General features: G+C 67.5%; 14 protein-coding genes. 6 read left to right on the top strand and 8 right to left on the bottom strand.

The window, feature by feature from the left end; translation table 11 throughout:
- Positions 1 to 7: 7 nt before the first annotated feature.
- The 3 genes from lptC to MJ606_RS01810 form a co-directional block, all read right to left on the bottom strand.
- The gene (gene lptC, locus MJ606_RS01820) at positions 8 to 667 is read right to left on the bottom strand and encodes an LPS export ABC transporter periplasmic protein LptC (RefSeq protein WP_243047704.1); all 660 of its coding nucleotides are present in this window, start codon (positions 665 to 667) and stop codon (positions 8 to 10) included.
- Positions 664 to 1,203 (bottom strand): HAD-IIIA family hydrolase, encoded by a 540-nt coding sequence (locus MJ606_RS01815; RefSeq protein WP_243047703.1) that lies wholly within the window; start codon positions 1,201 to 1,203, stop codon positions 664 to 666. Before MJ606_RS01815 ends, lptC begins: the two co-directional genes overlap by 4 nt.
- A gap of 105 nt (positions 1,204 to 1,308) precedes the next feature.
- Positions 1,309 to 2,319 (bottom strand): KpsF/GutQ family sugar-phosphate isomerase, encoded by a 1,011-nt coding sequence (locus MJ606_RS01810; RefSeq protein WP_243047702.1) that lies wholly within the window; start codon positions 2,317 to 2,319, stop codon positions 1,309 to 1,311.
- Between the two features lie 254 nt (positions 2,320 to 2,573).
- On the opposite strand from MJ606_RS01810, the gene MJ606_RS01805 reads away from it, so the two are divergent.
- Both MJ606_RS01805 and murA read left to right on the top strand, forming a co-directional pair.
- Entirely contained in the window at positions 2,574 to 2,813 is a 240-nt protein-coding gene (locus MJ606_RS01805; RefSeq protein ID WP_243047701.1) for a BolA/IbaG family iron-sulfur metabolism protein, read from the top strand.
- A gap of 40 nt (positions 2,814 to 2,853) precedes the next feature.
- A complete protein-coding gene (gene murA / locus MJ606_RS01800; protein WP_243047700.1) occupies positions 2,854 to 4,113 on the top strand; it encodes a UDP-N-acetylglucosamine 1-carboxyvinyltransferase in 1,260 nt (419 codons plus the stop codon).
- Positions 4,114 to 4,214: 101 nt separating this feature from the next.
- On the opposite strand, the gene MJ606_RS01795 is transcribed toward murA, so the two are convergent.
- From MJ606_RS01795 to purM, 3 genes are read right to left on the bottom strand one after another with little or no spacing between them, the layout of a single operon-like run.
- The gene (locus MJ606_RS01795) at positions 4,215 to 4,928 is read right to left on the bottom strand and encodes a DUF3108 domain-containing protein (RefSeq protein ID WP_243047699.1); all 714 of its coding nucleotides are present in this window, start codon (positions 4,926 to 4,928) and stop codon (positions 4,215 to 4,217) included.
- Between the two features lie 19 nt (positions 4,929 to 4,947).
- Entirely contained in the window at positions 4,948 to 5,652 is a 705-nt protein-coding gene (gene purN, locus MJ606_RS01790) for a phosphoribosylglycinamide formyltransferase (RefSeq protein WP_243047698.1), read from the bottom strand.
- Positions 5,653 to 5,656: 4 nt separating this feature from the next.
- Complete coding sequence (purM, locus tag MJ606_RS01785; protein WP_243047697.1) at positions 5,657 to 6,685, bottom strand: phosphoribosylformylglycinamidine cyclo-ligase; 1,029 nt, start codon at positions 6,683 to 6,685, stop codon at positions 5,657 to 5,659.
- 153 nt (positions 6,686 to 6,838) lie between these two features.
- Between purM and MJ606_RS01780 the strand changes: the two genes are divergently transcribed.
- From MJ606_RS01780 to hda, 3 genes are all read left to right on the top strand, one after another.
- On the top strand, positions 6,839 to 7,819 hold the full coding sequence (locus MJ606_RS01780) for a DUF2066 domain-containing protein (protein WP_243047696.1): 981 nt from the start codon (positions 6,839 to 6,841) through the stop codon (positions 7,817 to 7,819).
- A gap of 65 nt (positions 7,820 to 7,884) precedes the next feature.
- The gene (locus MJ606_RS01775) at positions 7,885 to 9,063 is read left to right on the top strand and encodes an AI-2E family transporter (RefSeq protein WP_243047695.1); all 1,179 of its coding nucleotides are present in this window, start codon (positions 7,885 to 7,887) and stop codon (positions 9,061 to 9,063) included.
- Positions 9,060 to 9,770 (top strand): DnaA regulatory inactivator Hda, encoded by a 711-nt coding sequence (gene hda / locus MJ606_RS01770; protein ID WP_243047694.1) that lies wholly within the window; start codon positions 9,060 to 9,062, stop codon positions 9,768 to 9,770. Before MJ606_RS01775 ends, hda begins: the two co-directional genes overlap by 4 nt.
- Positions 9,771 to 9,904: 134 nt before the next feature.
- Here the strand turns inward: hda and MJ606_RS01765 are convergent, their stop codons facing one another.
- Positions 9,905 to 10,708: an inositol monophosphatase family protein gene (locus MJ606_RS01765; protein WP_243047693.1), complete on the bottom strand. Its 804-nt coding sequence runs from the start codon at positions 10,706 to 10,708 to the stop codon at positions 9,905 to 9,907.
- 157 nt (positions 10,709 to 10,865) lie between these two features.
- Here MJ606_RS01765 and MJ606_RS01760 point away from each other — a divergent pair, with 157 nt between their 5' ends.
- Positions 10,866 to 11,639, top strand: coding sequence for an RNA methyltransferase (locus MJ606_RS01760; protein WP_243047692.1), 774 nt, complete (start codon positions 10,866 to 10,868; stop codon positions 11,637 to 11,639).
- Between the two features lie 73 nt (positions 11,640 to 11,712).
- Here MJ606_RS01760 and MJ606_RS01755 read toward each other — a convergent pair whose 3' ends face one another.
- Positions 11,713 to 13,035, bottom strand: a complete 1,323-nt coding sequence (locus MJ606_RS01755) for a hemolysin family protein (RefSeq protein ID WP_243047691.1) — start codon at positions 13,033 to 13,035, stop codon at positions 11,713 to 11,715.
- Positions 13,036 to 13,126: the final 91 nt, after the last annotated feature.

Here is a 13,126-nt window from a genome sequence, read left to right as displayed (position 1 = left end):
ATCCTGCTTAGCCAGGGCAGGCTGCAGTGCGAAGAGCCCCAGGGATAACAGGCTGAGCACCAGCTTGGGACTTATTCTTGCGCGGCGGGAACGTGCCGTGGCTTTCATCGAACAGCTCCAGATGATTGGTGTTGAGGTTGGCACGCATGCCCACCCCGCTAAGTTTACTGTCGCCTTGCACCATCTGCGCGGGAGCCGCCGTCACCATGCGGTTTTCCTTGGGCCACGCGGTAACGTCCGAGGTGTGCATCTCCGCGGCCGCCGTTGCGCAGAAGGCGGCGCGGTGCATATAGACCGGCCCCTGCAGCTTCAGCAGCGTGCCACTCTTGTCGACCCAGGCATACAGCGATTTGCCCAGCCAGGGCGGCACCCCAAGCTGCTTGGACGGCATTTCGAAGTCCGGGGTATTGATGTACAGCGATTCGTCGTTTTCGCGCCGCTCCAGGTGGGGGGCCACCATGCTGAAAGCGGGCAGGCCGTCCACGTCATAAGACCACAGCTTGAAATTGGTCAGCGTGTAGCCCGAGCGCGGCGGGCCGACGAAGTCGTTGACCTTGGGCGCGGGCGCCAGCCACCAGTACAGCATCTGTGCCGCGCCCGTCGCCAGGCCGACCAGCACGATCGCCACCGGCACGCCGCGGTCGCGCAGGTATCTGCGCAAACTCACTGCCAGCGCTCCCGTTCGGCCGCAGTCTTGCCCTGCGCATGCAGGATCAGGTCACAGACCTCGCGCGCTGCGCCCAGGCCACCGGCCAGGCGGGTATGCCAGTGGGCCTGCTCGGCGATCCACGGGTGCGCGTTGGCCACCGCCACGGCAAGGCCGACCATGCGCATCGGCGGCAGGTCGGGCAGGTCGTCGCCGACGAAGGCGGCCTGCTCGGGCGTCAGCTGCAGCGCCTCCAGCAACTGTTCGAGGCAGGCGCGCTTGTCGCCCTGGCCCTGGTAGACGTGGGCGATGTCCAGTTCCTCCGCACGCAGGGCCACCGGGTGGCTGATGCGCGCCGACACGATGGCCACCTGCACGCCGTTGGCCAGCAGCAGCTTCAGGCCGAGCCCGTCGTGGACGTGGAACACCTTGGTTTCGTGGCCGTCCTCGGCATACCAGAGGCGACCATCGGTGAGCGTGCCGTCCACGTCGAACACGACGAGGCGGATCTTGGCGGCACGGGCGAGTACGTCAGCGGGGATGTCAGCCAGATACATGGGCGAGGTCGGCAGGGGGCGAGAGGGCGATACCGTCAAACGTCGGGCTTGCCGGACGGTGGACGCGACAGGGCGAACGGGGGTGATAACGGCCGAACCGCGAAATCAGACCACACGCGCACGGAGTAGATCGTGAATGTTAAGCGCGCCCACCACCTGCTGCTGGTCGTTGACCACCAGCAGGGCGTGGATCTGGTGCTTTTCCATCAGCTGCGCCGCCTCGATGGCGAGCTTGTCCGCCCCGATGGTCTTGGGGCCGCGGGTCATCAGCTCGGCCACGGTGGCGCCGCGCAGGTCCACGCCATCATCGTCCAGTGCGCGGCGCAGGTCGCCGTCGGTGAAGACGCCCAGCAGGCGCCGGTCGGCATCGATCACCGCAGTCATGCCCAGGTGCTTGCGGGTCATTTCCATCAGTGCCTGGGTCAGCGTGGCGTCCGGCGCCACGGCGGGAATGCCCTCGCCGGTATGCATCACGTCGCTGATATGCAGCAGCAGGCGACGGCCCAGGCTGCCGGCCGGGTGCGAACGGGCGAAGTCCTCGGAGGTGAAGCCGCGCGCTTCCAGCAGCGCAATGGCCAGCGCATCGCCCATCACCAGCGCCGCCGTGGTGCTGGCGGTGGGGGCCAGGCCCAGCGGGCAGGCTTCGGCGGCAATGCTGGCGTCCAGGTGCACGGTGGCCTGGTCGGCCAGCGACGAATGGGCGTTGCCCGTGATGGCGATCAGGGGAATGCCCTGGCGCTTGATCACCGGCAGGATGAACAGCACTTCGTCCGTCTCGCCCGAATTGGACAGGGCCAGCACTATGTCCTGCGGCAGGATCATGCCCAGGTCGCCATGGCTGGCCTCGCCCGGGTGCACGAAGAACGCCGGCGTGCCGGTGGAGGCCAGGGTGGCCGCGATCTTGCGGGCCACATGCCCGGACTTGCCCATGCCGGTGACCACCACGCGCCCGGCGCAGCCCAGGATGAGGCGGCAGGCGTCGACGAATTCCGGCCCGACCCGCGGCTCCAGGGCGCGGATGGCGGCCGCCTCGGTGGCGATTACGGTACGCGCGCTTTGCACGATGGCATCGGCGTTGATCGCGTTCTGGCTGGTGGTGGCGACGTGGGCGTTCATGCGTTCTCGGGATAGGTGCCGGAATTCCGCCGCGGCCCGAATGGCCCTGGCTTTATAAGAATTTCCGTTAAATCATGCTCTTGGGGTCTGGCGGCGGCCTGGAAGCAAGAGCCGGCGTCTACTCGTGTCGTTTCTGCGACAGAGGTTTTCCATTAACATGGCATATTCGCATTTTAACGTCATAGTCGGCGCCATTGGATTCCTCAGCCTTTCGAATCCCCGGCGCCGACCAGAACCCCGCAAGTGGAAAAACCATGGACGCTGCCACCATCCAGGCAATGATCGAACAAGGCCTGCCCGGTGCACAGGCGGCCGTCAACGGCGACGACGGCGTACATTTCGAGGCTGAGGTGGTGGCGGAGCAGTTCGCCGGCAAGCTGCCGTTGGCACGGCATCGTCTGGTCTATGCCACGCTGGGGGATCTCATGGGCGGCGCGATCCACGCGCTGGCCCTGAAAACCCTGACTCCCGCGGAGGCCGCGGCGCGCCGTTGAGGTTGCCTGCGACTCCCACGCATTTTCGTAAGGACTTTCGATGGCCAAGATCCTGATCAGTGGCGGCGAGCCGCTTCACGGTGAGGTGGGTATTTCCGGCGCCAAGAACGCCGTGCTGCCGATCCTCGCCTCCTGCCTGCTGGCCGACGAGCCGGTGGCGATCAGCAACGTGCCGCACCTGCACGATGTCACCACCTTCATCGAGCTGCTGGGCCAGATGGGCACGCAGCTGGTGCTGGACGACCGCATGAAGATGCATGTCGACCCGCGCTCCACCGACAAGTATTTCGCCCCCTACGACCTGGTGCGCACGATGCGCGCCTCGATCCTGGTGCTGGGCCCGCTGGTGGCGCGTTTCGGCGAGGCGGAAGTATCGCTGCCGGGCGGCTGCGCGATCGGCTCGCGCCCGGTCGACCAGCACATCCGCGGCCTGCAGGCGCTGGGCGCCGAGGTCGTGGTGGAGAACGGCTACATCAAGGCCAAGGCCAGGCGCCTCAAGGGCGCCCGCATCGCGATGGACATGGTCACCGTCACCGGCACCGAGAACATCATGATGGCCGCCGCGCTTGCGCAGGGCACCACCGTCATCGAGAACGCGGCGCAGGAGCCGGAAGTGGTCGACCTGGCGCATTGCCTGATCGCCATGGGCGCGCAGATCGAAGGCGCTGGCACCTCTACGCTGGTCATCCACGGCGTCGAGCGCCTGCATGGCGCCGAGTACGAAGTGCTGCCGGACCGCATCGAAACCGGCACCTTCCTGGTCGGCGCCGCCATGACCGGCGGCAAGGTGCGTGCACGCAACGCCCGCGCCGACACGCTGGACGCGGTGTTGAGCAAGCTGGAAGACGCCGGTGCGCAGATTTCCACCGGCGCCGACTGGATCGAGCTGGACATGCGCGGCCGCCGCCCCAAGGCGGTGAACATCACCACCGCGCCGTACCCGGCGTTCCCCACCGACATGCAGGCGCAGTTCACCGCGCTCAACTGCGTGGCCGAGGGCGTGGGCGTGATCACCGAGACGGTGTTCGAAAACCGCTTCATGCATGCGCTGGAACTGCAGCGCCTGGGCGCGGACATCCGCCTGGAAGGCAACACCGCGATCATCAAGGGCGTGGAGAAGATGAGCGGCGCGCCGATCATGGCCACCGACCTGCGCGCTTCCGCCTGCCTGGTGCTGGCCGGCCTGGTGGCCGAGGGCGATACCACGGTCGATCGCGTGTACCACATCGATCGTGGCTACGAGAACATCGAGGAAAAGCTGGGCGTGCTGGGGGCGAAGATTCGTCGCCTGCCGTCGTAAGCCCGGGTTACTCGCAAAACAAAAAAGCCGCGTCAGCGGCTTTTTTTGTTTGCTTTTTGCCGTCATCCCCGCTTTCGCGGGGATGACGAATGGTGAAGCGGTCAGTTGCCGCTCTTGAAGCTCACCAGTTGCAGCTCCAGGTTGCCGCCATCGCTCTGTGCCAGCTTCACCGGCACCGGATACTTCTGCGGGGCGTACCAGGCACTGAAGGCCTTGTCGTTGTCGCTGCGTTCCACCCGCTCGGTCTGGAAGCTGCCGGCGGGGACTTTCACGGTCTCCTTGGCGGCGACCTTGAACTGCTGGGTTTCGACATTGCGCTTCACCGCGACTGGCAGCTCGACCGCCTGCTTGCCGCCGCGCAACGCCAGGCCAATGGCCAGCGGAGTGGTGTTGCGATCCACCATGCCGGGCACGCTGGCGTAGCTCATCGGGCCTTTGCCCTCATCCACGGTGACCTGGCTGGTGGTCCAGTTGACTTCGGTATGGCGCTGCTTGCTCTTGATGGCGGCGTCCATGTGGTAGTCGTAGGTCACCGTCTCCGGCACGTTGTTGTTCCAGCGAAAGCGCGTCGTTTCGATGGAATTGGCGCCCAGCGCGGCAGCCAGGCCCGAGGTGCCATGGGTCTGGTTGCTGTATTCCCACTGGCCGTTGCCTGCCGGCTTGAGGGTGACCACGGCCTCGCCGATGACCTGGCCGCCCTGCGAAACCTGATAGGTCGCGGTGAACGGGGTAGGCGTGGCGGCAAGGGCGGCGGTGGTGGAGAAGGCCAACACCAGGCCGGCGGCGAATGTGCGGAGAGCGGTGGTTGAGGTCATGGGGCCGCAGTCTACGTGTTCATCCTGAACGAGTTGTAGAGAGGCGCGCCGGACTTAAGTCAACCAGGACGCCGTTGCGAAGTTGCAGCGGTTCGGACTGCGCCTGGCCGTCCAGGGCGATGCGGTCGGGCGGCAGCAGCGCCAGCCGGTCCTGCGCGATCAGTCGCAATACCGCGGGCAGCAGTTGGTGTTCGAAGGCGAGCAGGCGCTGGGCCAGCACGTGCTCGTCGTCGCCCGGCAGGATGTCGATGCGTGCCTGCGCAATCACCGGGCCGCCATCCAGTTCGGCCGTTACATAGTGCACGCTGGCCCCGTGTTCGGCGTCGCCCGCTTCCAGGGCGCGGCGATGCGTATGCAGGCCCCGGTACTTGGGCAGCAGGGATGGGTGGACGTTGATCATCCGCCCCACCCAGGGCTTCAAGGCCTCGCCGTCGATGATGCGCATGAAGCCGGCCAGCACCAGCACCTGCGCGCCGCTGGCGTCCAGGCGCCGGAACAGTGCCAGGTCGTAATCGCGCCGGCTGGGGTAATCCTTCGGGTTGAGCGTGAAGGTTGGGATGCCGGCATCCCTGGCCAGCTGCAACGCGCCCGCTTGGGCCTTGTCGCTGCCGACCACCACGAAGTCGACCGGCAGCTCGCCCGCATCACGGGCGGCGATCAGGGCCTGCAGGTTGCTGCCGCGCCCGGAGGCGAGCACGGCGACACTTAGACGCGATGCGGACACGGGTTCAGCCGATATGGACGCGCTCGTCGCCCCGGGCGGGCACGATCTCGCCGATCACCGCGCTGGCCAGGCCATGCCTGGCCAGCAGCGCCGAGGCGCCCGCGGCCGCATCGCGCGGCAGGATGACGGTGAAGCCGATGCCGCAGTTGAAGGTGCGCCACATTTCCTCGCGCGCCACGTTGCCTTCGCGCATCAGCCACTCGAACACCGGCGGCAGCACGATGGCCGAGGCCTCCAGCTGGATGCCCAGGCCATCGGGCACCACGCGGATGATGTTTTCCTTGAGGCCGCCACCGGTGATGTGGGCCATGCCGTGGACGGGCTGCTGCTTCAGCAGGTCCAGCATCGGCTTCACATAGATGGTGGTCGGCGCCATCAGCGCGTCGGCCAGCGTCACGCCGCCAAGGTCCAGCTCCAGCGGGCGGCCGGCGCGTTCGACGATCTTGCGGATCAGCGAATAGCCGTTGGAGTGCGGGCCGGAGGAGGCCACGCCCAGGATCACGTCGCCAGCCACGATGCTGTCGCCGCTGAGCAGCTGCGACTTTTCCACGGCGCCCACGGTGAAGCCGGCCAGGTCGTATTCGCCCGGCGGATACATGTCGGGCATCTCGGCGGTTTCGCCGCCGATCAGGGCGCAGCCGGCCAGCTCGCAACCCTTGGCGATGCCGCCGACCACGGCCACCGTGGTGTCCACGTCCAGCTTGCCGGTGGCGAAGTAGTCGAGGAAGAACAGCGGCTCGGCGCCCTGCACCAGCACGTCGTTGACGCACATGCCGACCAGGTCGATGCCGATGGTGTCGTGGCGGCCCAGCTGCTGGGCGAGCTTGAGCTTGGTGCCCACGCCATCGGTGCCGGACACCAGCACCGGCTCCTTGAAGCGGCCGGACAGGTCGAACAGGCCGCCGAAGCCGCCCAGGCCGCCCATCACTTCGGGACGAAACGTGCGCTTGACCAGCGGCTTGATGCGTTCGACCACGGCATTGCCCGCGTCGATGTCGACGCCAGCGGCGCGGTAGGTGAGGGCGTCGGACATGGGGGTAACCCGGCGTGGAGAAACGATGAATTGTAGCAGCGAAGCAGGCGGGACGGCGTGGTCGGGGCGCTCACCGAAGCGGGACGCTTTCGATGGACGCTGCCGCCCGGATTGGGCAGACTTCCCAGGGTTTCCCTCCGGATATCGCTCCCCATGCGTCTGTCCCGCCTGCTGTTGGTCTGTTTCGTGCTGGGCTTTGCCCCGCTGTTGTCCGTGCATGCACAGGGGCAGGTGTCGCCGTATACCGTGGTGGTTTCGGTCGCCGATACCAGCGACGCGGCCCGCAACAATGCCTTCAGCGATGCGCTGGCCCAGGTGCTGGCCCGCACCTCCGGCGGCCAGGACCTCAGCAGCAAGCCCGGCTACCCCGACGTGCTCAAGGGGGCGTCCGGCATCGTGCAGCAGTTCCAGTACCAGCGGGCTGCCACCGGGCTGAGCCTGCAGGTGACCTTCGACCAGGCAGCCGTGCAGCGCGCCGTGCAACAGATGGGCGTGGCCAGCGCCGGCTCCAAGCCGCCCGTGTTGCTGGTGGTGCGCGACGAGGACGGCAGCGTGCTCACCCGCGATGCCCTGGCCGCGCTCACCCAGGCGGTGGCGGCCAAGGGCTACAGCACCATCCTGGCCGACCCGGGCAAGACCGGCGATACGCCCAACCTCGCCACGGCCGAGCCCGATCAGCTGGCCGCGCTGGCCCGCCAGTACAAGACCGGCCTGATCCTGCTGGGCCAGTTGCGCCCCAACGGGGCCGACTGGGTGCTGGTGTCCGGCGGTCCGCAGCAGCGCTGGAGCAGTGAGGGCGCGAACAACGCGGCCGTGCTCACCGATGCCGGCAACGGCCTCGCCGACCGCCTGGGCAAGCAGCTCAACGTGATCGGATCGGCCACCATCGACGGCAAGTTGTGGGTATCGCAGGTCAACTCGGCCAACGATTACGCCAACCTGCTGGCCACCCTGCGTGCCGACCCGTCGGTGCGCCAGGTCAGTACGCTGAGCGCGCAGGGCGATGGCATGCTGTTCGCGGTCAAGTCCAGCCTGCCGATGGATGCGCTGTCGGCCAATCTCGCCGCTGGCGGGCGCCTGCTGCGTGGCGATACCCACACCGATGCCGACGCCAGCCTGCGCTGGGTCCACTGAGCGCCTGTTCGCCTTTCGCGAGGCAGTGGGGCACACTGCCCAACCCCATGCGATGAGCCATACCGATGACTCATGACACCTCCCGCCGTTGGCAGATGCTCGCGATCACCGCGGCCATCATCTATGTGTTCTGGCTGTTGGCGCCGATGCTGATGCCGTTCGCGTTCGCCGGCATGCTCGCCTATCTCGGCGATCCACTGGCCCATCGCCTGCAGCGCCTCGGGCTGGGCCGCACGCTGGCGGTGACCATCGTTTTCGTGGTGCTGTTGCTGCTCACGGTCGGCGCCTTGCTGCTGCTGATCCCGCTGATCTCGCGCCAGGTCGACAACCTGGTGCAGAACCTGCCGCACTACGTGGACTGGGTGCGCAACACCGCGATGCCCTGGCTGCAGGCCAAGCTGCACCTCGATCCGCGCGCCTTCGATACCGACCAGCTGATGGCGCAGCTGAAGGAGCACATCGGCTCGATTGGCGGCGCCGCATCCACAGTGCTCGGCGAGATTTCCCGTTCCAGCCTCGGCGTGGTGCTGTGGCTGACCAACCTGGTGCTGATCCCGGTGGTGGCGTTCTATCTGCTGCGCGACTGGGACCGCCTGGTGTCGTGGATCGACCGCATGCTGCCGCGCTCGATCGAGCCCACCATCGCGCATCTCGCGCGCGAGGCCGACAACGTGCTGGGCGCCTTCGTGCGCGGCCAGCTGCTGGTGATGCTGGCGCTGGGTATTTTCTACGGCGCCGCGCTGACCATCATCGGGCTGTCGGTGGGTCCGTTGATCGGCATGATCGCCGGCCTGCTGAGCTTCGTGCCGTACCTGGGTTTCATCGTGGGTTTCGGTTCGGCGCTGGTCGCCGCCCTGGTGCAGTACGGTGACTGGAACCACGTACTGCTGGTGGTGGGTATTTTCACCGCCGGCCAGCTGCTGGAAGGCTACGTGCTGGTACCGCGGCTGGTGGGCGAGAAGATCGGCCTGCATCCGGTGGCGGTGATCTTTGCCGTGCTGGCGGGCGGCTACCTGTTCGGCTTCCTCGGCGTGCTGCTGGCCTTGCCGGCGGCGTCGGTGATCCTGGTGGTGCTGCGTTACCTGACCGAGCGTTACCGGCAGAGCGATCTGTATACCGAAGAAGGCGAGGGCGATCCGGTGCTCGCCGAAGTCGACGTCGTGGTGGAGACCGCGGACGGTGCGGTGGAGACGGATACCGTCGTCAGCCACACCGGCAAGAAGGAAGAAGTACCACCCCCATGATTCCGCAGTTGCCGCTTGCCCTGCGCTGGCCACGTCGCCAGCGCTTCGAACATTTCCATCCCGGCGCCAACGCCGCCACGCTCGCCGCCGTGGTGCAGTTGGCGAACGTGCCTGGCACGCCGTGGCTCTATGTGTGCGGCCCGGCCGGCAGCGGCAAGAGCCATCTGCTGGTATCCGCCTGCCAGGTGGCCGTCGAAGGCGGGCGCACGGTGCAGTACCTGCCGCTGGCCAGCCTGCGCGACAAGGCGGCGGCCATACGCGGTGTGGCCGGCAGCGAATTCCTGGCGCTGGATGATCTCGGCGCGATTGCCGGCGACCGCGAGGCCGAGCACGCGCTGTTCGACGTCTACAACCGCGCCAAGGCCGAGGGGGCGGCCCTGCTGTTCGGTGCCGAAGCGCTGCCTTCCCAACTGGGGCTCAGCCTGCCCGATCTGCGCTCGCGCCTGGGCGCCTGCCAGCAGGCCCTGCTCAAGCCGCTGGACGATGCCGAACGCCGCGCCGTGCTGCAGCGGCAGGCCGCCTTGCGCGGCATCGAGCTGGACGACACCGTGCTGGACTGGTTGTTCACCCGCTACGCGCGCGACCTGGGGGCGTTGCTGGATCTGCTCGACCGGCTGGACCAAGCCTCGCTGGCGGCGCAGCGGCGCATCACCGTGCCATTCCTGCGTGGATTCCTGCGCGACGCGGAGCCACCGACCTCTTTGTAGGAGCGCACTCTGTGCGCGACAAGCCTACGGAGCAGTACCACGCATCTCTAATCTGTGGTCGCGCACAGGGTGCGCTCCTGCAGAAAAGCAAAAGGCGCCCGGAGGGCGCCTTTTGTCTATCGGCTGATGTGCGCTTAGGCCATCAACAACCGCGGCGTGGCATTGGCGCTGATGGCATCGACCATCGCCTGCACCACGTGCATGTTGCCGGCGACGATGTTGCCGCTTTCCGGAATGCCGTCGCGGCCGGCGAAATCGCAGTAGCGGCCCGCGGCCTCGCGCACCAGCAGGGCGCCGGCGGCCATGTCCCACGGCTTGAGGCCGATCTCGAAGAAGCCGTCGTAGCGGCCCGCGGCGGTGTAGGCCAGGTCCAGCGCGGCCGAGCCGGAGCGGCGGATGTCTTCGGCCTGGCCGAGGATGGCGCGGGTCATATCCAGCTGAGCGTCGAGGTGCGAGCGCTGCCGGTAGGGAAAGCCGGTGGCGATCATGGCGCCGCCCAGGTTCTCGCGCTTGCTGACGCGGATGCGGCGGTCGTTGAGGTAGGCGCCGTCGCCCTTGCTGGCGGTGAACAGCTCGTCGCGCAGCGGGTCGAACACCACGGCGTAGACCGGCTCACCCTTGTCGAGCAGGGCGATCGAGACGCAGAAGTGCGGGATGCCGCGCAGGTAGTTGTGGGTGCCGTCGAGCGGGTCGATCACCCACACCAGCGGTCCCTTGCCCATGGCGCCGCTTTCCTCGGCGAGAAAGGCGTGGGTGGGGTAGGCGCGCTTGAGTTCCTTGACGATCTCGGCTTCGGCAAGCTTGTCGACTTCCGAGGCGAAGTCCATGCGTTGCTTTTCGACGACATTGAGGCCGTCGATACGGTTCATGTAGCGCAGGATGATGTTTCCTGCGGAGCGCGCGGCGCGCACCGCGACATTGACGGCGGGTCTGGGCATGGCTTCGACTTTCGAAAGAACGGGGGTTTCGGCCGCGAAGTCTACCAGAGAGCGCGCCAGGAGACAGTCCGGCCGGGTGCGGCGGGATGGCCGGGTTTGACAGGCGGGCCCGCAGTTTCCAAGCTTTGCGCCCGTTTTGCCGCGATAAGCCCCGCCGATGAGCCCCGACACCGACCTCGCCGCCCGCATCCGCTACGTGCTGGTGCGCACCTCGCATCCGGGCAATATCGGCAGCTCGGCGCGGGCCATGCGCACCATGGGCTTCGGCCGCATGGCGCTGGTCTCGCCGTTCCGCTTCCCCGACCGCGAGGCCTCGGCGCTGGCGGCCGGCGCCGACGATGTGCTCGAAGGGGCAGTGGTCAGCGAGGGTCTGGTGGAAGCCCTGGCTGGCACCAGCCTGGCGCTGGGGCTGTCGGCCCGTCGCCGCGGCGTGGACCTGGAAGAGATCTCCCCCCGCGAGGCCGCCCGCCGTGCGCTGGTTGCGGCCGCCCGCGGTGAGCAGGTGGCGTTGGTGTTCGGCAATGAGCGCACCGGCCTGGAAAACGAGGAGCTGGCGCGCTGCCACGCGATGGTGCGCATCCCCAGCGTGGACGATTTCAGCTCGCTCAACCTGTCGCAGGCGGTGCAGGTGATGGCCTATGAGCTGCGCGTGGCGTCGCTGGGCGAGGTCGCCGCGCCGGTGCGCGCGGATGCCGAACCGCCGGCCGATGCCGCGCAGATGGAGCGCTTCTACGAACACCTGGCCCAGATGCTCGATGACATCGACTTCCACAAGGGCCGGGCGCCGACCACCATCATGTTGCGCCTGCGCAAGCTGTTCCAGCGCGCCCAGATGGACGAGCGCGAACTGCGCGTGATGCACGGCATCTTCGCCGATGCGCAGCGCATGGCGCAGATCGCCAACACGACCCTGAAGGGCAACAAGGACTAAAAGTGGGAGCGCAGCCTGTGCGCGACCAACCTGGCTGGCGGTCGCGCACAGGCTACGCTCCTACGGCGAACCTTCAAAACCCATCCTCATCCGCATCGATCTGCGGCACCGGGGTGATCAGCAGCTTGTCGATGCGGGCGCCGTCCAGGTCCACCACTTCCACGCGGAAGCCGCGCCACTCGAACACCTCGCCCGTTTGCGGGATATGGCCCAGCGCGGCCATGACCATGCCGGCGGCGGTGCGGTACTCGTGTTCCGCTTCGCCGGGCAGGGCGTCCACGTGCAGCAGTTCGCGCAGGTCGTCGGTGGACAGTGAGCCGTCGACCAGCCAGCTGCCGTCCTCGCGCTGCACGATCAACTGGTGTTCCTCTGCCCCGCTGCTGCCCAGCTGGGTGGCGCCGACGATGGCGGCCAGCAGGTCGTTGAGCGTCACCAGGCCCACGATGTCGCCGTACTCGTCCACCACCAGGGCCAGCTGGGTTTCCGCGTCGCGGAATTCCTCCAGCAGGTCGAGCGCGCGCGCGGTGGCGGGCACGTAGAGCGGCTTGGACAACTGCCCGAAGATATCCGGCTTGCCCTCGGCGTAGCCGCGCAGCAGGCGCTTCACCTCGACCACGCCCAGGACATCGCTCTCGTCGCCGCGATAGACCGGGTAGCGCGAGTACGGCGTGCTGCGCAGGATCTCGACGTTCTCGGCATAGCCGGCCGCCTGGTCCAGCCACACGATGCGGGTGCGCGGCGTCATCATGCTGTCGACGGTGCGGTCGCCCAGGCGCAGCACGCGGTTGACCATGTTGTGCTCGTCGCGATCCAGCACGCCATGCTCGGCGCTTTCGGCGACCAGCAGGCGGATTTCCTCTTCCGTCGCCACGTCGCTGCCGCGTCCATGCACGTGCAGCAGGCGCAGCAGGGCGCTGCTGGAGACATTGAGCAGCCACACGAAGGGGGCGGCGGCGCGCGACAGCACCAGCATGGGCACGGCCACGTGGCCGGAGATCACCTCGGGGGCGGACAGGGCCAGGCGCTTGGGCACCAGCTCGCCGATCACGATCTGGATGAAGGAGATCAGCGCGAAGCCCAGGGCCAGCCCGATGACCTTGGCATAGGGCTCGATCCAGGCGGCGCGTCCGCCGTGGATGGCCGTGGCGATGTGGTCGCCCAGCGCGTCGCCGGCCAGGGCGCCGGTGATCAGGATCACCAGGGTCATGCCTACCTGCACGGTGGACAGGAAGCGTTCCGGCGCCTCCGCATGCCGCAGCGCCGCGCGGGCACGCCGGCTGGTGCGCGCCATCTGCTTGAGGCGGGTCTTGCGCGAGGCCACCAGCGCCATTTCGGAGAGCGCAAAGAAGCCGTTGAACAGCGAAAGGACGATGACGAGCGCGATTTCGGTCAGCATCGGGGCGGCCGGTCGCTAGAGAGGTCGCTTGTGGGCATGAGACGCAGTGTAAGGCCTAAGCGGCGAATCGAGGGCTGTGGCGGGCGCCAGC

This window comes from Dyella sp. RRB7, assembly GCF_022761115.1.
Lineage (GTDB): Bacteria > Pseudomonadota > Gammaproteobacteria > Xanthomonadales > Rhodanobacteraceae > Dyella.
This window is presented reverse-complemented; position numbering and strand designations above follow the sequence as displayed.